Below are 26,609 nucleotides of genomic sequence, written 5' to 3'. Positions count from 1 at the left end.
CACCACTTCCAGACTCTTGATCGTATTTCTCGATATTTCAAAGCGAAATTTTCCGCTTTAATTCGATAGATAACTCGCTAGTCTTGGTTCGCAGTTCTCACAGGATTTGGGCAATGCAGCTACGTAACTCTTCTTCGCGCTATGGTTGGGTCAGCATCTTCATGCACTGGGGTGTGGCGCTGGTGGTCTTCGGGCTGTTTGCGCTGGGCCTGTGGATGGTCGGGCTGGATTACTACAGCAGCTGGCGCAAAGACGCGCCGGATCTGCACAAGAGCATCGGTCTGGTGCTGTTGGGTCTGATGGTGTTGCGGGTGCTGTGGCGCTTTATCAGCCCACCGCCGCCGACGCTGCAAAGCTACAGCCGCATGACCCGTATCGGCGCAAAGTTTGGCCACGGGTTTCTGTATCTGGCGCTGTTTGCTGTGATGCTTGCCGGTTACCTGATTTCCACCGCAGACGGTGTCGGGATCCCGGTGTTTGGCCTGTTTGAAGTTCCTGCACTGGTTTCCGGGCTACCGGATCAGGCAGATACCGCTGGGGTGATTCATCTCTGGCTGGCGTGGGCGCTGGTAATTTTTTCCGGTCTCCATGCGTTGGCAGCATTGAAGCACCACTTTATCGATCGTGATGCGACCCTGACACGAATGCTCGGTCGCAAAGCCTGAAGTTCAACCTCGACTCAAAGGAAAAGAAAGCATGTTGAAAAAGACTCTGGCCGCTCTGGCAATCGGTTCTGCACTGCTCTCGGCTGGTCAGGCCATGGCTGCGGATTACAAAATCGACAAGGAAGGCCAGCACGCCTTCGTTGACTGGAAAATCAGCCACCTGGGTTACAGCTTCATCCACGGTACTTTCAAAGACTTCGACGGTACATTCTCGTGGGATTCGGCCAAACCTGAAGCCAGCAAGATCTCGGTTGATGTGAAAACCGCCAGCCTGTGGTCGAACCACGCTGAACGTGACAAGCACATCGCCAGCAAAGACTTCCTGAACGTGGGCGAATTCGCTGACGCCAAGTTCGTCTCTACTGCCGTTAAATCGACCGGTGAAAAGACTGCTGACGTGACTGGCGACCTGACCCTGCACGGCGTGACCAAGCCTGTGACCTTCAAGGCCACGTTCAACGGCGAAGGCAAGGATCCATGGGGCGGCGAGCGCGCAGGCTTCAATGCCAAGACCACCCTCAACCTGAAGGATTTCGGGATCAAGGGCCCAGGTCCTTCCTCGCAAACCGCGGATCTGGATATCTCGCTGGAAGGTGTGAAAGTTAAATAACTTTCGCCCCGCCACAAAAAAACGCCCCCAGTTGAAAGACCGGGGGCGTTTTTTATTGCCCGTCACACACATCCCCTGTGGGAGCGAGCCTGCTCGCGAAGGCGGCGGGTCAATCAGCAATGATGTTGGCTGAATGACCGATTTCGCGAGCAGGCTCGCTCCCACAGGGGATATGCGGTGATTCAGGGGTATTCGCTGTGGCAAAAAAATGCCCCGGCTCTTGCGAGGCGGGGCATCTTTTAGGGCGGCGTTAACTCAGCGATTGCGAGTCAGCAGCGCTGGTTTCTCGCCACGCGGGCGGCTTGGCAGTTGATCGAGCTGCTCAGGCGTCGGGAAGCGGTCGGCTTTCGATTCCTTGTGCATGATCTTCGGGCCGTTGCTGCGCGGGTTCTGCACGGCTGGCTCGCTGCGTGGCTGATCGTCACGGGCCGGACGGCGGTTGCGCGAGGACGAGGCGGAATCGTCGCGACGACCCGACTGACCATCACGCGGTGCGCCGTTGCGCGGGCCGCCGCTGCGTTTGGCTGGCGGGGTGCCGGTGCTCGAGCCGTTGCTGTTGCGCGGACCGTTCTGACGACCCTGCGACTGACCGCCGCGTGGTGCGCCCGAACCTGCGCCAGCACCTTGAGCCGGTGCGCCTGGACGACGGCCGCGACCGCCAGCCGGGGCAGGCTTGGGCACGTAGTCAACGCGGTTGCCGAAGTTATCCACATCGTCGTCGAGGAACTCGTCCGGTGCACGATCAGCCGCCGCACGTGGCGGTTGGCTCGGGCGCTGTTCGCGGGCTGGAGTGCCTTCGCGCGGCTTCTGCTGACGGGCAGGACGCTCGCCACGTTCACCGGCCGGTTTTTCCTTGCCCTTGTCTTTGCCTTTGTCTTTACGACCGCCGCCACCGCCGCCGCCATTCGGCCCGTCGCCGCGTGGGCCACGTGGATTGCGCGGGTTGCGCACGTCCGGACGCTCACGCACTTCCGGCTTCTCGGCTTCAATGGTGCTCGAATCGAAGCCCATCAGGTCGCCGTCGGCGATTTTCTGCTTGGTCATGCGTTCGATGCTTTTCAGCAGTTTTTCTTCGTCCGGCGCGACCAGCGAAATCGCCTCGCCCGAACGACCGGCACGGCCCGTACGGCCGATACGGTGCACATAATCTTCATCGACGTTCGGCAGTTCGAAGTTGACCACGTGTGGCAACTGATCGATGTCCAGACCGCGTGCGGCGATGTCGGTGGCAACCAGGATGCGCACCTGGTTGGCCTTGAAGTCGGCCAGCGCTTTGGTCCGCGCGTTCTGGCTCTTGTTACCGTGGATCGCCACAGCCGGCAGGCCGTGCTTGTCCAGGTACTCGGCCAGACGGTTGGCGCCGTGCTTGGTGCGGGTGAACACCAGCACCTGTTCCCAGGCGCCAGCGGTGATCAGGTGGGCCAGCAGCGCACGTTTGTGGCTGGCCGGCAGACGGAAGACGCGTTGTTCGATGCGCTCGACCGTGGTGTTCGGCGGCGTCACTTCGATGCGTTCCGGGTTGTGCAGCAGCTTGCCGGCGAGGTCGGTGATGTCCTTGGAGAACGTCGCCGAGAACAGCAGGTTCTGACGCTTGGACGGCAGACGCGCGAGGACTTTCTTCACGTCGTGCACGAAGCCCATGTCGAGCATGCGGTCGGCTTCGTCGAGGACGAGGATTTCCACGTGGGACAGGTCAACGCTGCCCTGGCCGCACAGATCGAGCAAACGACCCGGGCAGGCAACGAGCACGTCGACGCCACGGGACATGGCCTGAACCTGTGGGTTCATGCCGACGCCGCCGAAGATGCAGGCGCTGACGAATTTCAGGTCACGGGCGTAGATCTTGAAGCTCTCGTGTACCTGGGCCGCGAGTTCGCGGGTCGGGGTCAGGACCAGTACGCGCGGTTGGCGCGGGCCATGACGCTGGGATTTGTCCGGGTGACCGTTGGGGAACAACCGCTCCAGGATCGGAAGGGCGAAACCGCCGGTTTTACCGGTACCTGTCTGTGCCGCAACCATCAGGTCGCGACCTTGCAACACGGCGGGAATGGCCCGCTGTTGCACCGGAGTAGGCTCGGTATAGCCCGCATCTTCGATGGCGCGGACTAAAGCCTCGGAGAGACCGAGGGAAGCAAAGGACATGAGTAATCCTGTTTTAGTTAGGGCTTGGCCCAATGGGAGTCTTGCCTGGCGCGAATGGCGTTTAAGAGGACGCAATCCCGTCCGGTCCTGCTGCGGTTCCGAAGGCACGTCTGGAGCGCTCGCGCGGGCTGCAAAGCTGCGCTGTAGCGGGTCGAGAGGCCTGTTACGGTTCCGGGCGTCCGGGCGTGAGCCTGGCGGGAACGCCGGAGTATAACAGAGCAATCACTGCGCGCTGCTTTCCTGCTGCTCAACGGTTTTGCGGTTGGCCGTGGCTGAGTTCAGTGAAGGGCCGCCGGCGGGGGCGGCGCCGTAGCGTGCGCTCAGCTCGGCGTAGGCCGGTTCACGCTTGAAGCGCTTGAGCTCGGCGCCAAATCGCTGTACCAGCAAATCCATGCCGGCATTGCGCCGAACCGCGAGAAACTGGCTCTGACGGCTAATAACGGTAGGGTTTTCGCTGATCTGATCGCGAATATTCAGCTCATCAAGCAAATGCTGACCGACGCGGCGATCAGTGATCAGCAAATCGATTCGGCCACGCACCAGTTTGCCGAAATTGGCTTCGTGGGTCGGGGCCGGCTCACGGGTAAACAATGTTGATTCGCTGAAGTCGGGGCTATAGAGATAACCCGGCGAAGTGCCGATGGTCAGGCCTTTGAGTTCTTCGAGTTTGCTGAACGGGTGCGGCCGGTCGTTGGCGTAGAACATCACGAACTCGACGTCCGACAGCGGCTCGCTCGGGTAGAGCAGGGTGGCGTCGCGCTCAGCGCTGTGAAAGATATCCAGAGCACCATCGGCCTGACCGGTTTCAAGCATCGACAGGCAACGCTTCCACGGCAGGAATTGCCATTCGACTTCTATGCCCAGCCGTTTGAAGACGATGGCTGTGGTTTCGTAATCCAGTCCGAGGTTCTTACCGTTCTCTTCATAGACGTAAGGCGCCCATGGCTCGGTGACAATACGCAGTTTCTCGCCTCGAGCGGCGAAGCTCAGGCAAGCAAAAACCAGCACGGCGAATAACTGCGTGATCAAAGGCATGGCTTGAGATTACGACGAGAAACGCGAAAGAGCCAGAAAGTGCCTGCACAAGCTCTGTTTCGGGCCTTCAAACGCAAAAGATCGCAGCCTTCGGCAGCTCCTGCACGGGATACGAAATCTCAATGTAGGAGCTGTCGAAGGCTGCGATCTCTTGATCTTGCTTGTCACTTTCAGCTTGAAGCTTGCCGCTGCTTCAACGCGGCAACTTCAGGTTATTCCAGATCGCCAGACTAGGCTCAGCCTGGTTCATGGAATAAAAATGCAGCCCCGGTGCGCCGCCCTGCAACAGGCGTTCGCACATCTCGCTGACGACTTGCTCACCAAAGCGCTGAATGCTCTGAGTGTCATCGCCGTAGGCTTCCAGTTGCTTGCGGATCCAGCGCGGGATTTCCGCACCGCAGGCATCAGAGAAGCGCGCGAGTTTGCTGTAGTTGGTGATCGGCATGATCCCCGGGACGATCGGCAGATCGACACCCTGCGCCTGCAAACGGTCGACAAAGTAGAAATAGCTGTCGGCGTTGAAGAAGTACTGGGTGATCGCGCTGTCGGCGCCGGCGCGAGCCTTGCGCACGAAGTTGGCCAGATCGTCTTCGTAGTTGCGTGCTTGCGGATGCATCTCCGGGTAAGCGGCAACTTCGATGTGGAAATGGTCACCGGTTTCTTCACGAATGAATTCCACCAGTTCATTGGCGTGACGCAGCTCACCGCTGGTCATGCCCATGCCGGACGGCAGGTCACCGCGCAGAGCGACGATGCGCTTGATGCCGGCAGCCTTGTACTCGTTCAGCAGGCCGCGCAGGTCGTCCTTGCTGTCGCCGACGCACGACAAGTGCGGAGCGGCCGGGATTTTGACTTCGCTTTCCAGTTGCAGAACGGTGTTGAGGGTGCGATCACGGGTCGAACCACCAGCGCCATAGGTGCAGGAAAAGAAGTCGGGGTTGTAGGTGGCCAGCTGACGCGCAGTGGCGAGCAGTTTTTCATGCCCAGCATCGGTCTTGGTCGGGAAGAACTCGAAGCTGTAGCGACGGTCTTGGGACATGGTCATACCCTTGGAAACAAGAACCTTCGAGGCGCTGCAATCCCGTGTGGGAGCGAGCAAGCGCCTGTTAGTAGCGGTAAGCGTGCGGCTTGAACGGGCCTTCGACGGTGACGCCGATGTAGTCAGCCTGTTGCTTGGTCAGTTGAGTGACCACGCCACCGAAGCCGCGAACCATTTCCAGGGCCACTTCTTCGTCGAGTTTCTTCGGCAGTACTTCAACGGTCAGGCGCTCGGCTTTCTGGGCTGGCGACAGGTCGGCGTACTTTTGGCCGAACAGGAAGATCTGCGCCAGAACCTGGTTGGCGAACGAACCGTCCATGATGCGGCTTGGGTGGCCAGTGGCGTTACCCAGGTTTACCAGACGGCCTTCGGCCAGCAGGATCAGGTAGTCGTCGTTCTGCGCGTCGAAAGCGCCCGGGCCGGTACGGTGGATCTTGTGTACCTGCGGCTTCACTTCTTCCCATGCCCAGTTCTTGCGCATGAAAGCGGTGTCGATTTCGTTGTCGAAGTGACCGATGTTGCAGACAACAGCGCGCTTCTTCAGAGCTTTGAGCATGTTCGCGTCGCAAACATTGACGTTACCGGTGGTGGTCACGATCAGGTCGATCTTGCCCAGCAGCGCTTTGTCGATGCTTGCTTCGGTGCCGTCGTTGATACCGTCGATGAACGGCGAAACCAGTTCGAAACCGTCCATGCACGCTTGCATGGCGCAGATCGGGTCAACTTCGGAGACTTTAACGATCATGCCTTCCTGGCGCAGGGACTGAGCCGAACCCTTGCCCACGTCACCGTAACCGATGACCAGCGCTTGCTTGCCGGACAGCAGGTGGTCGGTACCGCGCTTGATCGCGTCGTTCAGGCTGTGACGGCAGCCGTACTTGTTGTCGTTCTTGGACTTGGTCACCGAGTCGTTGACGTTGATGGCCGGGATTTTCAGCTCGCCCTTGGCCAGCATGTCCAGCAGACGGTGTACGCCGGTGGTGGTTTCTTCGGTCACGCCGTGAACGCGATCCAGTACTTGTGGGTACTTGTCGTGCAGCAGTTGAGTCAGGTCGCCGCCGTCGTCGAGGATCATGTTGGCGTCCCATGGCTGGCCATCCTTCAGGATGGTTTGTTCCAGGCACCACTCGTACTCTTCTTCAGTTTCGCCTTTCCAGGCGAAAACCGGGATACCGGCAGCAGCGATAGCGGCAGCAGCCTGATCCTGAGTGGAGAAAATGTTGCACGACGACCAGCGTACTTCGGCACCCAGGGCAACCAGGGTTTCGATCAGCACGGCAGTCTGAATGGTCATGTGGATGCAGCCGAGGATCTTGGCGCCTTTCAACGGCTGTTCGCCGGAGTACTTGCGACGCAGACCCATCAGAGCCGGCATTTCCGATTCGGCGATGATGGTTTCGCGACGGCCCCAGGCAGCCAGGGACATGTCGGCAACTTTGTAATCGTTAAAACCTGCAGGCGTGATAACAGCGCTCATGAAGAGCCTCCATTCGTAATGTATGCGAATGGGCGCCGTTGTGCGTTTAGTGTCCAGCCTAAGGCCGGTCAACGCCCCATCCGAGCCTGACAGGTTGAACCTGCTGCAGCGCCCCTCGGACAGGTGGCGGGAAAACGGTATCAATTGAAGATGACCGTTTTGAAACGGTGGCGATTATAGCTTTCTTTGAGCTGCGAGTGGCAAGCCGCAAGCGACAAGTAACAGCGGCTCGGCTTTTACTTGCAGCTTGTCGCTTGCAACTTGAAGCTGGGGGAGTAAACCTAATGCCCAAACACCTCGGAGTCCGTCCCCCATGAATTTCCACACCCGCAAATGGGTAAAACCCGAAGACCTCAACCCCAACGGCACCCTGTTCGGTGGCAGCCTGTTGCGCTGGATCGACGAAGAAGCGGCGATTTACGCCATTGTGCAGTTGGGCAATCAGCGCGTGGTGACCAAGTACATTTCCGAAATCAACTTCGTCAGCGCCTCACGCCAGGGCGACATCATCGAACTGGGCATCACCGCCACCGAGTTCGGCCGCACCTCGATCACCCTGACCTGCGAAGTGCGCAACAAGATCACCCGCAAGAGCATTCTGACCGTTGAGAAGATGGTGTTTGTGAATCTGGGCGAAGACGGTTTGCCGGCGCCGCACGGGCGCACTGAAATCAAATATGTGAAAGATCAGTTTCAGGAAGATGAATTGGTCACCAAGTGACATTGGCGGTGCTTTCTTCGCGAGCAAGCTCGCTCCCACAAGGATCACGCTGTACCTGTGGGAGCGAGCTTGCTCGCGAAAGCGGTTGTCCTGTCACCGAAGAATCATCTGGCCACTGAACAGTCGTGAGCCGCGGGAGTCGTAGGTAAACACCACCCCCCACGGTTCCCACGCCATGACGACCCCCACCGACGGCAAAACCCCCGACCTCTCGGCCAAAGAACAGCACGAAGTCGAGAAAAGCCAGCCGCCCCGTGCGGCCGTCCTGCATGAAATCATCCGCAGCCAAGGCGATCAGGAACTGGAGCGCAGCATCGCCGCGCTCTGGTGGTCGGCATTGGCGGCAGGGCTGACCATGGGCCTGTCGCTGATGGGCATGGGCCTGCTCAATTCGCGCCTGCCCGACGGTGATGAATTCAAAGTGATCGCCAGCTTCGGCTACTGCGCAGGTTTTCTCGCGGTGATCCTCGCCCGTCAGCAACTGTTCACCGAAAACACCCTGACTGCAGTGCTGCCGGTCATGACCAAGCCGACCCTGCAAAACTTCGGGCGGCTGATCCGCCTGTGGACGGTGGTGCTGGTCGGCAACCTCTGCGGCACGATTCTGGTGGCGTACGTGATGCTCGAACTGCCGATCTTCGACAGCAAGACCGACGTTGCCTTCCTCGAAATCGGCCGCAAAGTCATGGAAAACCATGCCAGCCAGATGTTCGCCAAAGGCATCGTGTCTGGCTGGATGATAGCCACCATGGTCTGGATGATTCCGTCCATGGAGAGCGCGAAGATGTGGATCATCATCCTTATCACCTACCTGATGGCGCTCGGCGACTTCACTCACATCGTGGTGGGTTCGGCGGAGGTGTCATATCTGGTGTTTGCCGGCGAGCTGCCGTGGAGTGATTTCTGGATGGTCTTCGCCGGGCCGACGCTGGCGGGGAACATCATTGGCGGCAGCTTTATCTTTGCGCTGATCAGCCATGCGCAGATCCGTAGCGAGAGCGGTGCGCCGAAGGAATCTGCGGATCAGGCCGAAAAACCTGATCCGCAGCAGATCAAAAAATGATCAGTGGTGCGCTGGTTCAGTCACGGTCTCGGGCTCATTGCGAGTCGCGTGCTTGACCAGTTTGCCGATGGTCAGACCCTGCAACAGGATCGACGACAGCACCACGATGTAAGTGATGCTGAGCAACAGATCGCGCTCCGGGCCCAGCGGTAGGGCCAGCGCCAGTGCCACCGAAACACCGCCGCGCAAACCGCCCCAGGTCAGGATGCGGATGGTGCCGGCGGGCACTGTCCGCCAGCGGCGCAGCAGAAGAATCGCCGGGGCCACAGTGAGCAGGCGCGATAGCAGAATCGCCACCGCCAACAACCCTGCCGCTGCCATGTGCAGCCAGTTGAATGGCAGCAGCAACAGTTCCATGCCGATCAGCGCGAAGAGCAGTGCGTTGAGCATGTCATCGAGCAATTCCCAGAAGCCGTCGAGATAGCGCCGGGTCATGTCATTCATCGCCAGATTGCGTCCGACGTTGCCGATGATCAGACCGGCGACCACCATCGCAATCGGCGCTGAAACATGAATTTCGGTGGCCATCGCCGAACCGCCAATGACCAGCGCCAAGGTCAGCATCACAGTGATCTGATGCTGCTCGACGCTCTTGATCATTCGATAGACCAGATAACCGATCAGGCCGCCGAACAGCACACCGCCGATGGCTTCGTGAACGAACAGCATCGCCGTGGCGCTAAGGGTCGGGGTTTCGCCGAGTTGGGCGATGCCCAGCAGCACGGTGAACACCACTACCGCCGTGCCGTCGTTGAACAGCGACTCGCCGACGATGGTGGTTTTCAGCGGCTTTGAAGCGTTGGCGGTACGCAGTACACCGAGCACCGCAATCGGGTCGGTCGGCGAAATCAGCGCGCCGAACAGCAGGCAATACAAGAAGCTCACGTGCCAGCCGAACAGGGCAAAAATGTAATAGGCGAGGCTGCCGATGACCGTGGTGGCAATCAACACACCGAAGGTTGCCAACAGGCCGATGGGCCAGCGGTAGCTGCGCAGATCATTCAGGTTGACGTGCAAGGCGCCGGCGAATAGCAGGAACGACAGCATCCAGTTCATCAACAGATCGCCGAAGTCGATCTGGCCGATCAGTTGCTGTACGCGTTCTTCCAGGCCGGGGTAGCCGAGTACGCTCAGGCCTTGCAGGATCAGCGAGAACAGCAGTGCGGTGACCATCACGCCGATGGTCGGCGGCAGGCCGATGAAGCGGAAGTTGACGAAAGTCAGGAGGGTGGTGAGGCAGATGAAAGCGGCGACAAGTTCAAGCATCCGGGGTCCTTTGGATGAGGGGTGAGTGGAGCGCGCCCGATGCTTGGGCGCAGGGGTTTGATGGGCTGAGAGCGACAGAGGGCACAAGCTTCCCTCACCCCAGCCCTCTCCCGGAGGGAGAGGGAGCCGACCTTATTGTCTGGCGGCATGCATCGACCTGAATAACCGAGTCGATTATGGATTCGGTAATGCGCGTTCAAGTCGGCGTACTTCTGAAGCATCCCCCGATCAGTCCCCTCTCCCTCAGGGAGAGGGGGCAAACCGAGGTGTCTGGCGTCAGACATCGACCTGGAAGACCTTATCGCTTATGGATTCAGCAAAGCGGGTTCACGTCGGCGTATCTCTCAAATATCCCCCATTCAGTCCCCTCTCCCTCTGGGAGAGGGCTAGGGTGAGGGCACTGTCTGGCACAACACGATTAGCCGGACACATTGACCGCCGCCGCCTCACGACGTTGCAGATAAATAAACAAAAGCGCCGTCAGCACCGTCAACACACCGACCAGCGCACCGGTCCACGGCAAGTCCGCCAGATCCGCGCCACTGGCCACCACCAGCCCGCCGATCCACGCACCCGCCGCATTACCGAGGTTGAAAGCGCTCTGATTCAAGGTCGAACCGAGGTTCGGCGCTTCATGGGCCTGATCGATGATCAGCAGTTGCAGAATCGGGCACAGCGCAAAGGCGAAAATCCCCCACAGCACCAAGGTGATCGCCGCCGGCACCACCGAACGGCTGGTCTGACTGAACGCCGCCAGAATCACCACCACCGCCAGGGCTACACCAACCAGCGACGGCAACAAACGGCTATCAGCCAGACGCCCGCCGAGCATGCTGCCGCCAGTCAGTCCGACGCCGAACAACAGCAGCATCACCGTCACGCCGTGCGGGCTGACGCCGGTGATGTCCTGCAAGATCGGCGCGATATAGGTGAACACGCTGAACAGGCTGGTCGAGGCCAACACACTCATACCCAGCGCCAGCAACACATTGACCTTGCCCAGCACCTTGAATTCGCTGGCGAGGTTGGCCTTGTCCATCGGGATGTGTTTCGGCAACCACAGCCACTGCGCCAGGGCGGCGACGACACCAATCACCGAGACCGCCCAGAAAGTCGAACGCCAGCCGGCGTATTGCCCGAGCGCCGTGCCCAATGGCACGCCGAGGACGTTGGCCAGTGTCAGGCCGGTGAACATCATCGCAATCGCCTGCGCGCGTTTGTTCGGCGCGACCAGTCCGGCGGCGACCACCGAGCCAATGCCAAAGAACGCGCCGTGACAGAGGGCGGTGACAACGCGAGCGGCCATCAGCGTCGCGTAGTTCGGCGCCAGGGCGCAGAGCACGTTGCCAAGGATGAACATCAGCGTCATGCCCAGCAGCGTCGCTTTGCGCGGCATGTTCGCGGTGCCGATCGCCAGGATTGGCGCGCCGAACACTACGCCAAGTGCGTATCCGGTGATCAGCAGACCCGCGTGAGGAATGCTCACAGCGAGGTCGCGAGCAACATCGGGCAGCAGGCCCATGATGACGAATTCAGTGGTGCCGATGCCGAATGCGGCAACAGCGAGGGCAAGCAAGGCGAGTGGCATGCGCAAGGTCTCTGTCGGTAGTCTTGACGCTTTGATCAGGCATACGCAGGCCGACGACCGCTTTCGAAAAGAGGCGGCGCAGGCAAGAGTTATTGGAATTTTTCTGTGCGCAACTGAGTGCGGCGTGGTCGCTTGCAGTATAAACAGCTGCTGACACATCGCGAATCAATAATCTGACTATTCGACGATTCACTGTAGGAGCTGCCGCAGGCTCGGGCCGCGTTCGGACGATCTTTTGATCTTGCTGTTAAAAATCAGAATCAAAAGATCGCAGCCTGCGGCAGCTCCTACATGGGGACTCATAAAAATAAGAGGTAAGACGTGCTGGCGACGGGGTTGGTATTGATGGCGGCGCTGTTGCATGCGACGTGGAATACGTTAATCAAGTTCAGCGCCGAGCGGCTGCTGGTGGTGGCGTGCATGGACACTGTGGCGCTGCTGGTCGTCGCCATCGCGTTGCCATTCGTGAGCTTGCCACCCATGGAAATCTGGCCATGGATTCTGGCTTCGGCAGCGTTTGAATTGCTGTATCGCTACCTGCTGATTCAGGCGTATCGGGTCGGCGATCTCGGCTTGGTCTATCCACTGATGCGCGGATTGTCGCCGCTGGTGGTGCTTGCGCTGACCCTGATTTTCGCCGGAGAGGTGCTCACCACCCAACAGATATTCGGCATCATGCTGATTCCGTTGGGCATGGTTTGTCTGTTGTGGCAGGGCGGCGGTGGCAAGCATTTGCCGTGGTCGATGCTGCCGGTGGTGGCGCTGATTGGCCTGTGCATCGGCTGCTACACCTACATCGATGGCCAGGCGTTGCGGCGCTGGTCGCATCCGCTCGATTACCTGGTCTGGGTCACGCTGCTCAGTGCCTGGCCGTTTCCGTTGCTGGCGTGGGTCGCCAAGCGTCCGGCGTTCATGTTGTTCTGGCGTGAGCAATGGAAGCTGGGGTTGGCGGTGGGCTTCTGCGTATTGGCCAGCTACGCTCTGGTGCTGTGGGCGATGCAATTGGGCTCGATTGCAGAGGCGGCGGCATTGCGTGAGATCAGCGTGATTCTGGTGGTGCTGTTCGGCATGCGCTACTTGAAAGAACCTTTCGGCCGGCCGCGGCTCTTAGCCTGTGGGCTGGTGCTGATCGGCATGTTGGTGATGAAGTTCTGACCGCCCGCGAATTCTATAACTCGAAAAAGGACGGCGTTATGACGGTGGCTCTGTGGTGTGTATTGATTGCGATTTTTCTGCCGTATGTCTGCACTGGCGTGGCGAAAGCCGTGGGCGGCTACCGGTTGAGTGACAACCACGATCCGCGCGACTTTCTTGAAAGTCTCAACGGTGTGGCTCGTCGGGCACACGCGGCGCAGCTGAACAGCTTTGAAGTGATGCCGGCGTTTGCAGCGGCGGTGATCGTCGCGCACCTGGTGGGAACCGCGCAGTTGGTGACGGTCAATGTGCTGGCGGTGATGTTTATCACCAGTCGCCTGCTGTACATCATTTGCTACCTGGCGGACTGGGCGATCTTGCGGTCGCTGGTGTGGTTTGTGGGGATGGGGCTGATTGCTTCGTTCTTCTTTGTTTCGGTCTGATGCTCGGGTGTTGCTGATGGCCTCTTCGCGAGCAGGCTCGCTCCCACATGGATATGCATTCCAACTGTGGGAGCGAGCCTGCTCGCGAAAGCCATTGTTCAGACGACAAAGATCCTAAGGGTTACTTCTTTTCTGTATCAGCCACCTGCGGCACTTGCGGCAACGCGGCACCTTTGGGCCAGAGCATCCAGATCTGCCCCTGCTGTTTCATGTCCCCGGCCAGTTGCCCGGCCGCATCACCGGTGCCCCAGAACAAATCTGCGCGTACTTCGCCGGCAATCGCGCCGCCGGTGTCCTGCGCCGCCACCGGGCGGACCAGTGCAGTGCCATCCGGTTTTGTGGTTGATAGCCACAACAGGCTGCCCAGTGGAATCACCTTGCGATCCACCGCCGCGCTGTAGCCGGCAGTCAACGGTACGTTCAGCGAACCGCGTGGGCCTTCATTGCTGTCCGGATTGCGCGTGAAGAACACATAGCTCGGGTTGCTACCCAACAGTTCGGGGATGCGCGACGGATTGGCCTTGGCCCAGTTGCTGATCGCGTTCATGGTCACGTCTTCTTTCTTCAGCTCACCTTGCTCGACCAGCCAGCGGCCGATTGGGCGGTACGGGTGGCCGTTCTGATCGGCGTAGGCGATGCGCAGCTGTTTGCCGTCCTCGGTCTGAATGCGTCCGGAGCCTTGAATCTGCAGGAATTGCAGATTCATCGGGTCGGTCAGGTAGGCCACCACGGGGGCCTTCACACCTTTGGATTCGATGGTTGCTGCGTCGTCGTAAGGTTTGAGCACTCGGCCTTCGAGGCGACCGCGCAGGCGTTTGCCTTTGAGTTCGGGATAAATGCTGTCGAGCGAGACGATGATCATGTCTTCCGGCACGCCATACACCGGCACGTTGGCCACGTCGGTGGGCGTCAGGCTGCCGGGGTAGACTGGCTCGTAGTAGCCGGTGATCAACCCGTTGGGGTTATCGTTTTCAGCGCGCAGGCCGTAGACATCGAGATTCTGTTTGAGGAACGCCCGAATCTCTGCGGCGCTCTGCGGCACATTGGCTGCTGCTGCACAGGTTGTGCCCCAGACTGCATCAGCCTTGAGTCGGGTGCAGGCGCTGCGCCACGAACCGAAACCGGCGACCAGATCGCTATCGGACACTGCTGGCAAGGCCTCCCAAGTGGCGCTGGAATAAGTGGCCAGCGCATGGGTTTTTGGCTTGGCGGTGTCACCACCGGTGCAGCCAGCGAGGATCGCCAACAGTGGAAGCGTGACGATCAGCGGGTGACGCCAGGCCTTGAGACGGCTATTCATGGAGTAATTCCTGTGCCGGTTGCCCGAGTGCTCCATGCGTTCGAACAACCCGTATTTTAATAGGGCTATTGGTGTTTGGTGGTGACGCGAGGATACTGGCCGCCGAATTCCGTGACCTGAAGCCACCATGACTCTTAAAAGCATTTCTGTTGTATTGCTGGCCTGTCTGACCTTGTCCGCCTGTGGCGGTGTCGATCCGAATTCTCCGTTGGGCCAACGCAAAACGATCTTCAAGCAAATGCTCAAAACCGGCGAAGACCTGGGCGGCATGTTGCGTGGGCGTATTCCGTTCGACGGGCCGAAGTTCGCCGACGGCGCGCTCAAGCTCGATGCGTTGTCCCATGAACCGTGGAAGCATTTTCCGCAGGTTCGCGAAGAAGATCACACCAGCGCCAAAGACGATGTCTGGCAGAAGCAGGCGCAGTTTCAGGAAATGGCCCGCACCCTGGAAGCAGCCACCGGTGAATTGGTGGTCGCCAGTCAGGTTCAGCCGTACAAGGCCAGCAATCTCGGGCCGGCGGTGCAGAAAGTTGAGGATGCCTGCAGCGCTTGCCATAAACAGTTTCGCGATCATTGATTTCTGTAGCTGAACTGACGCCTTCGCGAGCAGGCTCGCTCCCACATTAGACGGTGTTCACCTAGACAACCCGGTCAACTGTGGGAGCGAGCCGGCTCCGGGCGGCGATCCGACGAAGAGGGCATCAAGTCCACCGCATTACTTATCACTTATCGATTTCGTCCAGCGCATCCTGCAGTTCTTTGCGCGACTCGGCCAGTTTGTCTTTGCGCTTGTTGATCTTCTCCGGGTCGCCTTTCTTCATGGCCTTGTCGAGATCGGCCTGGCGCTGGCTCACTTCGTGTTTGGCTTCGAGCACCTTGTTTTCGCGTTCTTTCTTCAGGCCTGCATCGGTGCAATGCTCGGTCACTTCACGCAAGGCCGTTTCCAGGCCGGCCTGCTGATCGGCATTGCCGCGCGACTTGGCCTGTTCGATCTGATTCATGATGCCCTGCTTCTTGGCAGCGCAACCGGTCAGGCCCGGGGCGTCTTCGTCGGCCATGACAGGGGCGGCCATCACGCCGCAAAGGGTCAGCATGGCGAGCGGTGCGAGAAATTTCATAAAAGCTCCATGTGCAAAGGCAATCGGGTCGGTCAGGCACTGCGCTGTTGGAGCGCCTCAGTGACCGATGGGTTCCCGGCGCGCCGGGATTGCGTAGTCAGAAACCGTCGATTCCGGCGGCATGTAGGGTTTCGCTCAAGGCCAGTACCTGCGGATCGCGAAAGAATGCGCTTAATTGCGCTGCGCGTCCCGGGCCGATACCGGCTTCGGCCTGCCATTGTTCGGTGTCGCGTTGTGCCAGCGCCTGCCACGAATCAGGCAGTTGTGCCTGACCGGTTGGCGGCAAGCCCAAGGCTTTGAGCCATTGGGCGAACGGCCGCTGGCGAGCGCTGTGAAAGCTGTTCATCAGGCGTTCGCTGCTGCGTTCGCCGAAGCCGGCAATGTTAGCAAGCTCCGGCCCCTCGAGGGTCAACCAATCCAGCAGGTTGTTCACGCGGCCTGTTTCGAAAAGTTTCTCCCAAGTGCCACGACCGACATGTTGCAGCGCCAGCCCTTGTTTGCCACTGAGCCAGGTCAGGCGCGCGAGAAACTGGCTTTCGCAGCCGGGCGTGGGATGCCAGCAACTCAATGCGTGGAAGTCGTCGGCGTTGGGGATGTTGAGGTCTGTGCGTTCGGCGGCGCGCAGCACCACGCTGTCGAGCCGTGGAATGGTCAGGCCGGCGAGGCTGATTGCCACTTGGTCGCCGGGGCGGATATCCAGGTCTTGCCAGCGTTTGAAGGAACTGGCGCTGACCCGTTTGATTTCCCGGTCATCGAGCATGACGGGTTTGAGTTCGAGTACTGGCGTGATACGCCCGGTGCGACCGATCTTGAAGTTGACCTTGCGCACTTCGGCCAGCGCTTGAGCAAAAGGATACTTCCACGCAACTGCCCAATACGGAGCGCGAGCCTGCCAGCGCTCGGCGGGTGGTCGTTGGCTCTGGCGCATTACCACGCCGTCAGTGGCAAAGGGCATGGGTGAGCGATACCAGTGATCGCGCCATTTCTGTGCTGCAGCAAAGTCGGCGACAGGATGACTGTACGGTTCAATCGTGGCGAAACCCAGCGTCGCCAACGTGGCTATTCGCTCGGGCAATTGCGCTGGGCCTTGTGGCCAGTCCCAGACGAACAGTCCGATACCGGAGGCTTGCTCGGCATCCAGGGGTTTGCGTCCCATCAGGCCCGCGACGGTGGAGCGAGCGTTAACGCTGCCGGATCGAGCTTGCACGTGCTCGTTCAAGCGCCAGTAGAGTTCGCCCTGCACCAGCAGATCCAACGGTTGTGTCAGGCGTTGAGGAATGGCGCCGATCTTCTGCGCTGATGGCGTCCAGTCTTGCCCACGAACCCCGTCACCGCGACTGATGACCTGTTGCAAAACGCCCGCGCGATAAATCAGCGTCACTGCGACGCCGTCGACTTTGGGTTGTATCCAGACGTCCTTGCGATCACGTAGCCAGGCCCCCACGGCCTCATCTTTGTGGATTTTATCCAGGCCGGTATGGGCGATGGGGTGCGCGTTTGAGCCTGAAACTGTGCGCAAAGGATCGGGTGGCGAGGGCACTTTGAAACACGCTCGCCACTCGTTCAGTTGCGCAAGGGATTGGTCGTAGAGCTCATCGGCAATCAGTGAGCGGCCTTCGCGGTGGTAGGCGTCGTCCCATTGGTTGATCTGTTTTTGCAGGGTAGCGATTTCGTTTTGTGCGGTGGGGGCAGGCCAGTCAGGGCAAGCGGCGTAAGCGATCAGGTGGGTGAAGCTCAGCAGAAGAGTTGAAAAAAGGCGCAGCGTGGCAAGCATGTTGAGCGTCCTTGCTCAGGGGGAATGCTTGAAGGCTAGGCGAGGATTTTGAAGTGGGTTGGCGAGCTGTTTTGCCGGGTGTTTCGGTTGGAAAGTAATATTGTCTGTTCGGGCCTCTTCGCGAGCAGGCTCGCTCCCACAGGGTATTGAGCGCGCATGAAAAAGCCCCGCACGGCGCGAACCGTGCGGGGCTTTTTTGTACCGCCGGGGAAGTCTTACAGACCAGCAGCAGAACGCAGGGCGTCGGCGCGGTCGGTTTTTTCCCAGGTGAAGGTGGTGAAGGTGTCTTCGCCAACGGTCTTGGTCTCTGGCGTGCGACCGAAGTGGCCGTACGCTGCAGTTTCCTGGTACATCGGGTGCAGCAGATCAAGCATGGTGGTGATTGCGTATGGACGCAGGTCGAACACTTCACGGACCAGTTTGACGATCTTGTCGTCGCTGATCTTGCCGGTGCCGAAGGTGTTCAGCGAGATCGAAGTTGGCTGAGCCACGCCGATCGCGTAGGAAACCTGAATCTCGCAACGCTCGGCCAGGCCGGCCGCGACGATGTTCTTGGCAACATAACGGCCAGCATAGGCAGCCGAACGGTCAACCTTCGATGGATCCTTACCGGAGAACGCGCCGCCGCCGTGACGGGCCATGCCGCCGTAGCTGTCGACGATGATCTTGCGACCGGTCAGACCGCAGTCACCTACCGGGCCGCCAATGATGAACTGGCCGGTCGGGTTGATGTGGAACTGGGTGTCTTTGCTCAGCAGTTCGGCAGGCAGCACGTGCTTGACGATCAGCTCCATCACGCCTTCGCGCAGGTCTTTGTACGACACTTCAGGGTTGTGCTGGGTCGACAGAACAACAGCGTCGATACCGACAACCTTGCCGCCTTCGTAACGGCAAGTCACTTGCGACTTGGCGTCCGGACGCAGCCAAGGCAGCAGACCCGATTTACGGGCTTCGGCCTGGCGCTGTACCAGCTGGTGCGAGAAGGTAATCGGTGCTGGCATCAAAACGTCGGTTTCGTTGCTGGCATAGCCGAACATCAGGCCCTGGTCGCCGGCGCCCTGATCTTCAGGCTTGGCACGGTCAACACCTTGGTTGATGTCTGGGGATTGCTTGCCGATGATGTTCATCACGCCGCAGGTCGCGCCGTCGAAGCCGACGTCGGAGCTGTTATAGCCGATGTCGAGAATCACGTTACGCACGATCTCTTCCAGATCGACCCAGGCGCTGGTGGTCACTTCACCGGCAACGATGGCCACACCAGTCTTGACCAGGGTTTCCACGGCAACACGTGCGTGTTTGTCCTGGGTAATGATGGCGTCCAGCACCGCATCGGAAATCTGGTCGGCGATTTTGTCCGGATGTCCTTCGGACACGGACTCGGAGGTGAAGAGGGAGTATTCGCTCATCTCGATGTTTTCCTGAATTTACCGATGGTGAGTGTCGCCAGCCGGTCGCTGAAAGTGGCGGACCTGGATCTGGAAACCATTACGTAAGCCTACATAGAGGCTTTCCCCGGGAACGAGTCCCGCAGCGGTGGCCCAACGGGCCAAATCGTCCTGTTCAAACCCCAACCACAGATCACCGCAGGCCTCCCTGGCCCAACTCTGGTTGTGGCTACATAACTCTGTCACGAGCAGACTACCGCCCGGTTGCAGCAGGTCGGCCATGTGCTTGAGCGCATCGGCCGGCGCGGCGAAATGGTGCAACACCATGTTCAACACTACGCAATCGGCCTGAAGGCTTGTGCCATTCAATGCATCGGCCAATTGCAGGCTGACGTTAGCCAGCTGTTCACGAACGCAAACCTGACGCGCCAGTTCGAGCATCGCCGGGCTGTTGTCCAGCGCGGTTACGGTGCCGAAGCGACGCGCCAGTTCCGGCAGAAAAGCACCATCGCCGGGGCCGACTTCAATGGCCGTGGCAGCGCCATCGAAGTTCAGTTTGTCGAGCAGGGCCAGCACGCTGTCACGGTACTGCGGCAGGCCTGCGATCAAGTCTTGCTGGGCACGGAATTTCTCCGCGACCCGGGCGAAAAAGTCCTGACTGGCGGCGGCACGCTGGCCGTGAACCTGCTCGATGCGCGCTTGCACATCGTCAGGCAGATCCAGATTGTCGACTTCTTCTAACAATGCCGCGTGCAACTTGCCGCCGAGCAGTTCGGTGTGGGGCAGGGCGCGGCGATAGAAAATCGCGTTGCCTTCACGGCGCGTCGCCACCAGGTCGGCTTGTGCCAGTACCTTGAGGTGATGACTCATGCCGGACTGGCCGATGCCGAAGATCTGCGCCAACTCCAGAACACCGAACGAATCGTTGGCCAATGCGCGCAGTACATTCAGCCGCAACGGATCGCCGCCGGCCTTGCACAGGGCCGCCAGCTCGTCGCAATCGTCATGGCGAATGGAAGGCACGCGTAAATTCATAGGGCCGCAGTCTAGAGACGGGGGGAATTCATCGCAAGGGCAATATCAAAAAGTTTTGATATTGCTCGATAAATGGCACTTCTCCCGAAACGGTTAACTCTACAAACGAACAGCGGAAAGGTTTCACCTACCGAAACCACTGCTATCCATTGGAAAAACGCCCCCGGATGACTATCTGTCATTGCCCCGAGGCGCCCCGGTGAGGGAAAATGCCCTCCTTTTTTCCGTTTCGACTTACCAGAACCCAGGAGATCAGCGATGCCTAGCCGTCGTGAGCGTGCCAACGCCATTCGTGCCCTCAGCATGGATGCCGTGCAAAAAGCCAACAGCGGCCATCCCGGTGCCCCTATGGGTATGGCAGATATCGCCGAAGTGCTTTGGCGCGACTACCTCAAGCACAACCCGAGCAATCCATCGTTCGCCGACCGTGACCGCTTCGTGCTGTCCAACGGCCATGGCTCGATGTTGATCTACTCGCTGCTGCACCTGACCGGTTACGACCTGTCGATCGACGACCTCAAGCAGTTCCGTCAACTGCACAGCCGTACCCCGGGCCACCCTGAATTCGGTTACACCCCGGGCGTTGAAACCACCACCGGCCCGCTGGGTCAGGGTCTGGCCAACGCCGTCGGTTTCGCTCTGGCAGAAAAAGTTCTGGCTGCGCAGTTCAACCGTCCAAACCACAACATCGTTGACCACCACACCTACGTGTTTCTGGGTGATGGCTGCATGATGGAAGGCATTTCCCACGAAGTCGCTTCCCTGGCCGGTACTCTGGGTCTGGGCAAGCTGATCGCTTTCTACGATGACAACGGCATCTCCATCGACGGCGAAGTCGAAGGCTGGTTCACCGATGATACGCCGAAGCGTTTCGAAGCCTACAACTGGCAAGTGATCCGTAACGTTGACGGTCACGATCCGGAAGAGATCAAGACCGCCATCGAGACCGCGCGCAAGAGCCCGCTGCCGACCCTGATCTGCTGCAAGACCACCATCGGTTTCGGTTCGCCGAACAAGCAGGGCAAAGAAGATTGCCACGGCGCTCCACTGGGTGATGCAGAAATCGCCCTGACCCGTCAGGCGCTGAACTGGAACCACGGCCCGTTCGAAATCCCGGCCGACATCTATGCCGAGTGGGATGCCAAGGAAAAAGGTCGCGCGGCCGAAGCCGAGTGGGATCAGCGTTTCGCTGCTTACTCCGCTGCGTTCCCGACTGAAGCCAACGAACTGGTACGTCGCCTGAGCGGTGAGCTGCCGGCCGATTTCTCCGAAAAAGCCTCGGCTTACATCGCTGAAGTCGCGGCCAAAGGCGAAACCATTGCCAGCCGTAAAGCCAGCCAGAACACCCTGAACGCGTTCGGCCCGCTGCTGCCGGAACTGCTTGGTGGTTCGGCTGACCTCGCCGGCTCCAACCTGACCCTGTGGAAAGGTTGCAAAGGCGTCAGCGCTGAAGATGCCAGCGGCAACTACATGTACTACGGCGTGCGCGAATTCGGCATGACCGCGATCATGAACGGCGTGACCCTGCACGGTGGTCTGGTGCCTTACGGCGCAACCTTCCTGATGTTCATGGAATATGCGCGCAACGCTGTGCGCATGTCCGCGCTGATGAAGAAGCAAGTGATCCACGTCTACACCCACGACTCCATCGGTCTGGGCGAAGACGGCCCGACGCACCAGCCGATCGAGCAACTGACCAGCCTGCGCACCACGCCGAACCTCGACACCTGGCGTCCAGCCGATGCCGTTGAATCGGCAGTGGCCTGGAAAAACGCGCTGGAGCGTAAAGATGGCCCTTCGGCACTGATCTTCTCGCGTCAGAACCTGCAGCACCAGGAACGCGATGCCGGCCAGATTGCCGACATCAGCCGTGGCGGTTACGTGCTGAAGGACTGCGCAGGCGAGCCTGAGCTGATCCTGATCGCCACCGGTTCGGAAGTCGGTCTGGCGGTTCAAGCCTTTGACAAGCTGACCGAGCAGGGCCGCAAAGTGCGTGTGGTGTCCATGCCGTGCACCAGCGTGTTCGATGCTCAGGACGCTGGCTACAAGCAAGCCGTGCTGCCGTTGCAAGTCAGCGCACGTATCGCGATCGAAGCGGCTCACGCCGACTTCTGGTTCAAGTACGTGGGTCTGGAAGGTCGCGTGATCGGCATGACCACTTACGGCGAATCGGCTCCGGCTTCGGCACTGTTCGAAGAGTTCGGCTTCACCCTGGAAAACATCCTGGGTCAGGCTGAAGAGCTGCTGGAAGACTAAGCAGTACGAACGCGGTGGCCCCAGCCACCGCGTTCCCCTGTAGGAGCTGCCGAAGGCTGCGATCTTTTGATCTTGATCTTAAAAAACAGGATCAAAAGATCGCAGCCTTCGGCAGCTCCTACATGGGGTTGTGTTGTTAGCGAATACTATCGAGAACCCCATGCCTCAACCGCGTCCTTACAAAGTTGCACTCAACGGCTACGGCCGGATTGGTCGTTGCGTCTTGCGTGCGTTGTTTGAGCGAGGCGAGAAAGCCGGGTTTGAAATTGTCGCGATCAACGATCTGGCGGACATGGCCAGCATCGAATACCTGACACGCTTCGACTCCACCCACGGCCGTTTTCCGGGCGAGGTGCGAGTAGAAGGCGATTGTCTGCATATTAATGGCGACTGCGTGAAGGTCCTGCGCAGTGCCACCCCCGAAGGCATCGATTGGGCGTCGCTGGGCGTCGATCTGGTGCTCGAATGCTCCGGTGCCTACAACACCCGTGAAGACGGCCAGCGCTTTCTCGCCGCCGGCGCGCCACGGGTGTTGTTCTCGCAGCCGATGGCCAGCGAGGCGGATGTCGACGCCACCATCGTTTACGGCGTCAATCAGGATTGCCTGACCGGCGACGAACTGCTGGTGTCCAACGCTTCCTGCACCACCAACTGCGGCGTGCCGTTGTTACGCCTGCTCGACAAGGCCATCGGCCTCGATTACGTGTCGATCACCACGATTCACTCGGCGATGAACGATCAGCCAGTGATCGACGCTTATCACCACGAAGACCTGCGCCGCACCCGTTCGGCGTTCCAGTCGGTGATCCCGGTGTCCACTGGTCTGGCGCGTGGCATCGAGCGCCTGCTGCCGGAACTTGCCGGGCGAATTCAGGCCAAAGCCGTACGCGTGCCGACGGTCAACGTATCCTGCCTCGACATCACGATGCAGACCGCCACGGCGACCGACGCCAATGAGGTCAACCGGATCCTGCGCGAGGCCGCCACCCATGGCCCGCTCAAAGGCTTGCTCGCTTACACCGAGCTGCCGCACGCCAGTTGTGATTTCAACCATGACCCACATTCGGCCATCGTCGATGCCAGTCAGACTCGTGTTTCCGGCCCCAAGCTGGTGAACATCCTGGCCTGGTTCGACAACGAATGGGGTTTTGCCAACCGAATGCTGGACGTTGCAGAACACTATCTGCAAACAGCAACTTCAAAAAAACCGTAGGAAGTGCGACCCATGACCGTGTTGAAGATGTCCGACCTCGATCTGCAAGGTAAGCGCGTATTGATCCGCGAAGACCTCAACGTCCCAGTCAAGGACGGTGTTGTCACCAGCGATGCGCGTATCCTGGCTTCGCTGCCGACCATCAAGCTGGCCCTGGAAAAAGGCGCGGCGGTGATGGTCTGCTCGCACCTTGGCCGTCCGACCGAAGGCGAGTTCTCCGCCGAGAACAGCCTCAAGCCAGTCGCCGACTACCTGAGCAAGGCCTTGGGCCGTGAAGTGCCGCTGGTGGCTGATTACCTGGGCGGCGTTGACGTCAAGGCCGGCGACATCGTGCTGTTCGAAAACGTGCGCTTCAACAAAGGCGAGAAAAAGAACGCTGACGAACTGGCCCAGCAATACGCGGCCCTGTGCGACGTGTTCGTGATGGACGCTTTCGGTACCGCTCACCGCGCCGAAGGTTCGACCCACGGCGTCGCCAAGTTCGCCAAAGTCGCTGCCGCTGGCCCGCTGCTGGCCGCTGAACTGGACGCGCTGGGCAAAGCCCTCGGCGCGCCAGCTCAGCCAATGGCGGCCATCGTTGCCGGCTCCAAGGTGTCGACCAAACTCGACGTGCTGAACAGCCTGAGCCAGATCTGCGATCAACTGATCGTCGGCGGCGGCATCGCCAACACTTTCCTCGCGGCCGCCGGTCACCCGGTTGGCAAGTCGCTGTACGAGCCGGATCTGCTCGACACCGCGCGTGCCATCGCTGCCAAAGTCAGCGTGCCACTGCCGGTTGACGTAGTGGTCGCCAAAGAGTTCGCTGAAACCGCAGAAGCCACCGTCAAGCTGATCGCTGACGTCGCGGCAGACGACATGATTCTGGACATCGGCCCGCAAACCGCGGCCAACTTCGCCGAACTGCTGAAATCGTCGAAAACCATTCTGTGGAACGGTCCGGTCGGCGTGTTCGAATTCGACCAGTTCGGCAACGGCACCAAAGTGCTGGCCCAGGCCATCGCTGAAAGCTCGGCATTCTCGATTGCTGGCGGTGGCGACACTCTGGCCGCCATCGATAAATATGGCGTGGCTGAGCAAATCTCCTACATTTCCACCGGTGGTGGCGCGTTCCTCGAATTCGTCGAGGGCAAAGTGCTGCCAGCCGTTGAAGTCCTGGAAAGTCGGGCCAAGGCCTGAGGCCGCCCGTTTGGCCAGGCAAAGGAGTGTTTTCATGGTCAAGTCGTTAGCGCTGTTGTTGCTGACCGGTACGCTGGCGGCCTGCGGGAGTAACCCGAAGGCCGAAGCCACGCCGGCGCCGAGCGAGTCGCAGAAGGGCTGTTATCAAGCCGACTGGCAGGCCGAAACCAACCCGGTGCTGAACAAGCGCTCGGGGCCGGATGGCCTGGACAAATACGAGACGCAAACCCCGGCCAAGGAACATGGTTGTCCTTGACGGGTCTGACTCTTTAACTCAGGACTGGCGGCGTGCGCCGTCAGTCGAGGAACACGGATGAAAGGCTTGATCGCCATTGCGGCGTTGGCATTGTTGGGCGGCTGCGCGCAGTTGAACCTGTTTCAGTCGTCTGCTCCGGCGGACAACTGGACGACCTGGACCTGCGACAGCCAGGCCAAAGTGCTGTGGCGCTACGCCGATGCCGGTCAGAAGGAAGTCGACGTTCGACTGGGCGGCGGTGATCAGGTCTATCGCCTGAAAGAAGAGCCGGGCGCCTCGGGCACGCTGTACAGCGACGGCATGCTGGCGTTTCACGTCAAGGGAGAGGAAGGCCTGGTGTACTGGGTCGCCACCAATGACCTGATCGGCCGCGGCTGCAAAGCGCAGTAATTGACACACCACAGTTCTAATGTGGGAGCGAGCCTGCTCGCGAAAGCGGTCTGACAGGCACTGCATCAGCGACTGCAAGATTGCTTTCGCGAGCAGGCTCGCTCCCACAGGGTTTCTGTGTAGCTCTCAGGATTTTGCTTTATCGAATCACCAGACCGGGCCTCAACCCCCGATCTGCAATCACTTGAATAGCCGCCGCCGCTCCGGCAGGCTGGCACGATTAACGACCCTCAACCGGGAGAGACACACACAATGGCACTTATCAGCATGCGCCAGATGTTGGACCACGCAGCCGAATTCGGCTACGGCGTTCCAGCTTTCAACGTCAACAACCTTGAGCAGATGCGCGCCATCATGGAAGCCGCTGACAAGACTGACTCCCCGGTGATCGTTCAGGCTTCGGCCGGCGCTCGCAAATACGCCGGCGCACCTTTCCTGCGTCACCTGATCCTCGCCGCGATCGAAGAATTCCCGCACATCCCGGTGTGCATGCACCAGGATCACGGCACCAGCCCTGACGTCTGCCAGCGTTCGATCCAACTGGGCTTCAGCTCGGTGATGATGGACGGCTCGCTGGGCGAAGACGGCAAGACCCCGACCGACTACGACTACAACGTCCGCGTTACCCAACAAACCGTGGCCATGGCGCACGCCTGCGGCGTCTCGGTAGAAGGCGAGCTGGGCTGCCTGGGTTCGCTGGAAACCGGCATGGCCGGTGAAGAAGACGGCATCGGCGCCGAAGGCGTTCTGGATCACAGCCAAATGCTGACCGACCCGGAAGAAGCCGCTGACTTCGTCAAACGTACTCAGGTCGATGCCCTGGCAATCGCCATCGGCACCAGCCACGGCGCCTACAAGTTCACCAAACCACCTACCGGTGACGTGCTGGCGATCGACCGCATCAAGGAAATCCACAAACGCATCCCGAACACCCACCTGGTGATGCACGGTTCGTCCTCGGTGCCACAAGAGTGGCTGGCGATCATCAACCAGTACGGCGGCGACATCAAAGAAACCTACGGCGTACCGGTTGAAGAAATCGTCGAAGGCATCAAATACGGCGTACGCAAAGTCAACATCGACACCGACCTGCGCCTGGCCTCCACCGGCGCAATGCGTCGCCTGATGGCCACCAACCCGAGCGAATTCGACCCGCGTAAATTCTTCGGCGCCACCGTGACTGCGATGCGTGACGTATGTATCGCTCGTTATGAAGCGTTCGGTACTGCCGGTAATGCATCGAAGATCAAACCGATCTCGCTGGAAGCAATGTACCAGCGTTATCTGAAGGGTGAGTTGAACGCCAAGGTTAACTGAGCCTGAGTGTTGAACTGCTTTAAAAGAAACCCGCCGTGAGGCGGGTTTTTTGTGGGCGACTGTTTCGCCTGATGAAAATGCGCCTTCATGAAGGCGCACTTCGTTGGTGAATGTAAGAATGACTAAGTACGTGAGCGCGGCCCTGCTTTAAGAAAAACCAATTTTTGAGGCGGTTGCGATTGGTCTTTAGGGGTGCGGGTAGCGTT

General features: G+C 59.7%; 24 protein-coding genes and 1 riboswitch. Of the genes, 13 read left to right on the top strand and 11 right to left on the bottom strand.

Annotated elements, in window-relative coordinates:
* Positions 1-113: 113 nt before the first annotated feature.
* Both HU718_RS28455 and HU718_RS28450 read left to right on the top strand, forming a co-directional pair.
* The gene (locus HU718_RS28455) at positions 114-665 is read left to right on the top strand and encodes a cytochrome b (protein WP_150749734.1); all 552 of its coding nucleotides are present in this window, start codon (positions 114-116) and stop codon (positions 663-665) included.
* Positions 666-696: 31 nt separating this feature from the next.
* Positions 697-1,275 carry a YceI family protein gene (locus HU718_RS28450; RefSeq protein ID WP_095121478.1) on the top strand — a complete coding sequence of 193 codons (579 nt, stop codon included), beginning with the start codon at positions 697-699 and terminating at the stop codon, positions 1,273-1,275.
* 255 nt (positions 1,276-1,530) lie between these two features.
* Here the strand turns inward: HU718_RS28450 and rhlE2 are convergent, their stop codons facing one another.
* From rhlE2 to ahcY, 4 genes are all read right to left on the bottom strand, one after another.
* Positions 1,531-3,417 carry an RNA helicase RhlE2 gene (rhlE2, locus tag HU718_RS28445; RefSeq protein ID WP_034153634.1) on the bottom strand — a complete coding sequence of 629 codons (1,887 nt, stop codon included), beginning with the start codon at positions 3,415-3,417 and terminating at the stop codon, positions 1,531-1,533.
* Between the two features lie 222 nt (positions 3,418-3,639).
* Positions 3,640-4,452, bottom strand: coding sequence for a substrate-binding periplasmic protein (locus HU718_RS28440; RefSeq protein ID WP_150708265.1), 813 nt, complete (start codon positions 4,450-4,452; stop codon positions 3,640-3,642).
* Positions 4,453-4,645: 193 nt separating this feature from the next.
* Positions 4,646-5,491 (bottom strand): methylenetetrahydrofolate reductase [NAD(P)H], encoded by an 846-nt coding sequence (gene metF, locus HU718_RS28435; RefSeq protein ID WP_007913720.1) that lies wholly within the window; start codon positions 5,489-5,491, stop codon positions 4,646-4,648.
* A gap of 67 nt (positions 5,492-5,558) precedes the next feature.
* On the bottom strand, positions 5,559-6,968 hold the full coding sequence (ahcY, locus tag HU718_RS28430) for an adenosylhomocysteinase (RefSeq protein WP_102901307.1): 1,410 nt from the start codon (positions 6,966-6,968) through the stop codon (positions 5,559-5,561).
* Between the two features lie 23 nt (positions 6,969-6,991).
* Positions 6,992-7,091: riboswitch (S-adenosyl-L-homocysteine riboswitch) on the bottom strand.
* Positions 7,092-7,281: 190 nt separating this feature from the next.
* Between ahcY and HU718_RS28425 the strand changes: the two genes are divergently transcribed.
* On the top strand, positions 7,282-7,689 hold the full coding sequence (locus HU718_RS28425) for an acyl-CoA thioesterase (protein ID WP_016984776.1): 408 nt from the start codon (positions 7,282-7,284) through the stop codon (positions 7,687-7,689).
* Between the two features lie 175 nt (positions 7,690-7,864).
* Complete coding sequence (locus HU718_RS28420; protein WP_186616163.1) at positions 7,865-8,752, top strand: formate/nitrite transporter family protein; 888 nt, start codon at positions 7,865-7,867, stop codon at positions 8,750-8,752.
* Here HU718_RS28420 and HU718_RS28415 read toward each other — a convergent pair whose 3' ends face one another.
* Entirely contained in the window at positions 8,753-10,018 is a 1,266-nt protein-coding gene (locus HU718_RS28415; protein WP_186616164.1) for a cation:proton antiporter, read from the bottom strand.
* A 418-nt stretch (positions 10,019-10,436) separates the two neighbouring features.
* A complete protein-coding gene (locus HU718_RS28410; protein WP_150708263.1) occupies positions 10,437-11,606 on the bottom strand; it encodes an MFS transporter in 1,170 nt (389 codons plus the stop codon).
* Positions 11,607-11,927: 321 nt separating this feature from the next.
* Here HU718_RS28410 and HU718_RS28405 point away from each other — a divergent pair, with 321 nt between their 5' ends.
* Together HU718_RS28405 and HU718_RS28400 are read left to right on the top strand one after the other, a co-directional pair.
* Positions 11,928-12,761 carry an EamA family transporter gene (locus tag HU718_RS28405; protein WP_095121467.1) on the top strand — a complete coding sequence of 278 codons (834 nt, stop codon included), beginning with the start codon at positions 11,928-11,930 and terminating at the stop codon, positions 12,759-12,761.
* A 38-nt stretch (positions 12,762-12,799) separates the two neighbouring features.
* Positions 12,800-13,183 (top strand): MAPEG family protein, encoded by a 384-nt coding sequence (locus HU718_RS28400; RefSeq protein ID WP_077574861.1) that lies wholly within the window; start codon positions 12,800-12,802, stop codon positions 13,181-13,183.
* Between the two features lie 121 nt (positions 13,184-13,304).
* Here the strand turns inward: HU718_RS28400 and mltA are convergent, their stop codons facing one another.
* The gene (gene mltA, locus HU718_RS28395; protein ID WP_186616165.1) at positions 13,305-14,483 is read right to left on the bottom strand and encodes a murein transglycosylase A; all 1,179 of its coding nucleotides are present in this window, start codon (positions 14,481-14,483) and stop codon (positions 13,305-13,307) included.
* A 127-nt stretch (positions 14,484-14,610) separates the two neighbouring features.
* Here mltA and HU718_RS28390 point away from each other — a divergent pair, with 127 nt between their 5' ends.
* A complete protein-coding gene (locus HU718_RS28390; protein ID WP_150708260.1) occupies positions 14,611-15,060 on the top strand; it encodes a c-type cytochrome in 450 nt (149 codons plus the stop codon).
* Between the two features lie 145 nt (positions 15,061-15,205).
* Here HU718_RS28390 and HU718_RS28385 read toward each other — a convergent pair whose 3' ends face one another.
* The 4 genes from HU718_RS28385 to HU718_RS28370 form a co-directional block, all read right to left on the bottom strand.
* A complete protein-coding gene (locus tag HU718_RS28385; protein ID WP_095121460.1) occupies positions 15,206-15,601 on the bottom strand; it encodes a DUF1090 domain-containing protein in 396 nt (131 codons plus the stop codon).
* A gap of 97 nt (positions 15,602-15,698) precedes the next feature.
* Positions 15,699-17,375, bottom strand: a complete 1,677-nt coding sequence (gene ligB, locus HU718_RS28380) for an NAD-dependent DNA ligase LigB (RefSeq protein WP_186616166.1) — start codon at positions 17,373-17,375, stop codon at positions 15,699-15,701.
* A gap of 215 nt (positions 17,376-17,590) precedes the next feature.
* Positions 17,591-18,781: a methionine adenosyltransferase gene (metK, locus tag HU718_RS28375; RefSeq protein ID WP_016987231.1), complete on the bottom strand. Its 1,191-nt coding sequence runs from the start codon at positions 18,779-18,781 to the stop codon at positions 17,591-17,593.
* An 18-nt stretch (positions 18,782-18,799) separates the two neighbouring features.
* A complete protein-coding gene (locus HU718_RS28370) occupies positions 18,800-19,795 on the bottom strand; it encodes an ArsR/SmtB family transcription factor (protein ID WP_102901300.1) in 996 nt (331 codons plus the stop codon).
* Positions 19,796-20,053: 258 nt separating this feature from the next.
* Between HU718_RS28370 and tkt the strand changes: the two genes are divergently transcribed.
* The 6 genes from tkt to fba all read left to right on the top strand — a co-directional run bounded on the left by tkt (position 20,054) and on the right by fba (position 26,403).
* On the top strand, positions 20,054-22,051 hold the full coding sequence (tkt, locus tag HU718_RS28365; RefSeq protein WP_150729909.1) for a transketolase: 1,998 nt from the start codon (positions 20,054-20,056) through the stop codon (positions 22,049-22,051).
* A gap of 160 nt (positions 22,052-22,211) precedes the next feature.
* Positions 22,212-23,264, top strand: a complete 1,053-nt coding sequence (gene epd / locus HU718_RS28360; protein WP_186616167.1) for an erythrose-4-phosphate dehydrogenase — start codon at positions 22,212-22,214, stop codon at positions 23,262-23,264.
* Positions 23,265-23,276: 12 nt separating this feature from the next.
* A complete protein-coding gene (locus tag HU718_RS28355; protein ID WP_007913753.1) occupies positions 23,277-24,440 on the top strand; it encodes a phosphoglycerate kinase in 1,164 nt (387 codons plus the stop codon).
* A gap of 34 nt (positions 24,441-24,474) precedes the next feature.
* Entirely contained in the window at positions 24,475-24,696 is a 222-nt protein-coding gene (locus HU718_RS28350) for a hypothetical protein (RefSeq protein ID WP_007913756.1), read from the top strand.
* A 57-nt stretch (positions 24,697-24,753) separates the two neighbouring features.
* Positions 24,754-25,086, top strand: a complete 333-nt coding sequence (locus HU718_RS28345) for an MliC family protein (protein WP_016987235.1) — start codon at positions 24,754-24,756, stop codon at positions 25,084-25,086.
* A 252-nt stretch (positions 25,087-25,338) separates the two neighbouring features.
* Positions 25,339-26,403 carry a class II fructose-bisphosphate aldolase gene (fba, locus tag HU718_RS28340; RefSeq protein WP_007913760.1) on the top strand — a complete coding sequence of 355 codons (1,065 nt, stop codon included), beginning with the start codon at positions 25,339-25,341 and terminating at the stop codon, positions 26,401-26,403.
* The last annotated feature ends 206 nt before the right edge of the window (positions 26,404-26,609 follow it).

It is taken from the genome of Pseudomonas tensinigenes (assembly GCF_014268445.2).
Classification (GTDB): Bacteria; Pseudomonadota; Gammaproteobacteria; order Pseudomonadales; family Pseudomonadaceae; genus Aquipseudomonas; species Aquipseudomonas tensinigenes.
Note: the sequence above shows the minus strand (reverse complement) of the source record. Positions and strands in the feature narration are given on the sequence as shown.

Bases quoted from the DNA above. Each gene is read 5' to 3' on its own strand.
- HU718_RS28390 (WP_150708260.1), top strand. From the start codon at position 14,611: ATGACTCTTAAAAGCATTTCTGTTGTATTGCTGGCCTGTCTGACCTTG.
- HU718_RS28455 (WP_150749734.1), top strand. From the start codon at position 114: ATGCAGCTACGTAACTCTTCTTCGCGCTATGGTTGGGTCAGCATCTTC.
- HU718_RS28410 (WP_150708263.1), bottom strand. From the start codon at position 11,606: ATGCCACTCGCCTTGCTTGCCCTCGCTGTTGCCGCATTCGGCATCGGC.
- HU718_RS28415 (WP_186616164.1), bottom strand. From the start codon at position 10,018: ATGCTTGAACTTGTCGCCGCTTTCATCTGCCTCACCACCCTCCTGACT.
- fba (WP_007913760.1), top strand. From the start codon at position 25,339: ATGGCACTTATCAGCATGCGCCAGATGTTGGACCACGCAGCCGAATTC.
- HU718_RS28420 (WP_186616163.1), top strand. From the start codon at position 7,865: ATGACGACCCCCACCGACGGCAAAACCCCCGACCTCTCGGCCAAAGAA.
- metK (WP_016987231.1), bottom strand. From the start codon at position 18,781: ATGAGCGAATACTCCCTCTTCACCTCCGAGTCCGTGTCCGAAGGACAT.
- metF (WP_007913720.1), bottom strand. From the start codon at position 5,491: ATGTCCCAAGACCGTCGCTACAGCTTCGAGTTCTTCCCGACCAAGACC.
- tkt (WP_150729909.1), top strand. From the start codon at position 20,054: ATGCCTAGCCGTCGTGAGCGTGCCAACGCCATTCGTGCCCTCAGCATG.
- HU718_RS28450 (WP_095121478.1), top strand. From the start codon at position 697: ATGTTGAAAAAGACTCTGGCCGCTCTGGCAATCGGTTCTGCACTGCTC.
- HU718_RS28345 (WP_016987235.1), top strand. From the start codon at position 24,754: ATGAAAGGCTTGATCGCCATTGCGGCGTTGGCATTGTTGGGCGGCTGC.
- rhlE2 (WP_034153634.1), bottom strand. From the start codon at position 3,417: ATGTCCTTTGCTTCCCTCGGTCTCTCCGAGGCTTTAGTCCGCGCCATC.
- HU718_RS28440 (WP_150708265.1), bottom strand. From the start codon at position 4,452: ATGCCTTTGATCACGCAGTTATTCGCCGTGCTGGTTTTTGCTTGCCTG.
- HU718_RS28370 (WP_102901300.1), bottom strand. From the start codon at position 19,795: ATGAATTTACGCGTGCCTTCCATTCGCCATGACGATTGCGACGAGCTG.
- HU718_RS28400 (WP_077574861.1), top strand. From the start codon at position 12,800: ATGACGGTGGCTCTGTGGTGTGTATTGATTGCGATTTTTCTGCCGTAT.
- epd (WP_186616167.1), top strand. From the start codon at position 22,212: ATGCCTCAACCGCGTCCTTACAAAGTTGCACTCAACGGCTACGGCCGG.
- mltA (WP_186616165.1), bottom strand. From the start codon at position 14,483: ATGAATAGCCGTCTCAAGGCCTGGCGTCACCCGCTGATCGTCACGCTT.
- ligB (WP_186616166.1), bottom strand. From the start codon at position 17,375: ATGCTTGCCACGCTGCGCCTTTTTTCAACTCTTCTGCTGAGCTTCACC.
- HU718_RS28350 (WP_007913756.1), top strand. From the start codon at position 24,475: ATGGTCAAGTCGTTAGCGCTGTTGTTGCTGACCGGTACGCTGGCGGCC.
- ahcY (WP_102901307.1), bottom strand. From the start codon at position 6,968: ATGAGCGCTGTTATCACGCCTGCAGGTTTTAACGATTACAAAGTTGCC.
- HU718_RS28355 (WP_007913753.1), top strand. From the start codon at position 23,277: ATGACCGTGTTGAAGATGTCCGACCTCGATCTGCAAGGTAAGCGCGTA.
- HU718_RS28385 (WP_095121460.1), bottom strand. From the start codon at position 15,601: ATGAAATTTCTCGCACCGCTCGCCATGCTGACCCTTTGCGGCGTGATG.
- HU718_RS28425 (WP_016984776.1), top strand. From the start codon at position 7,282: ATGAATTTCCACACCCGCAAATGGGTAAAACCCGAAGACCTCAACCCC.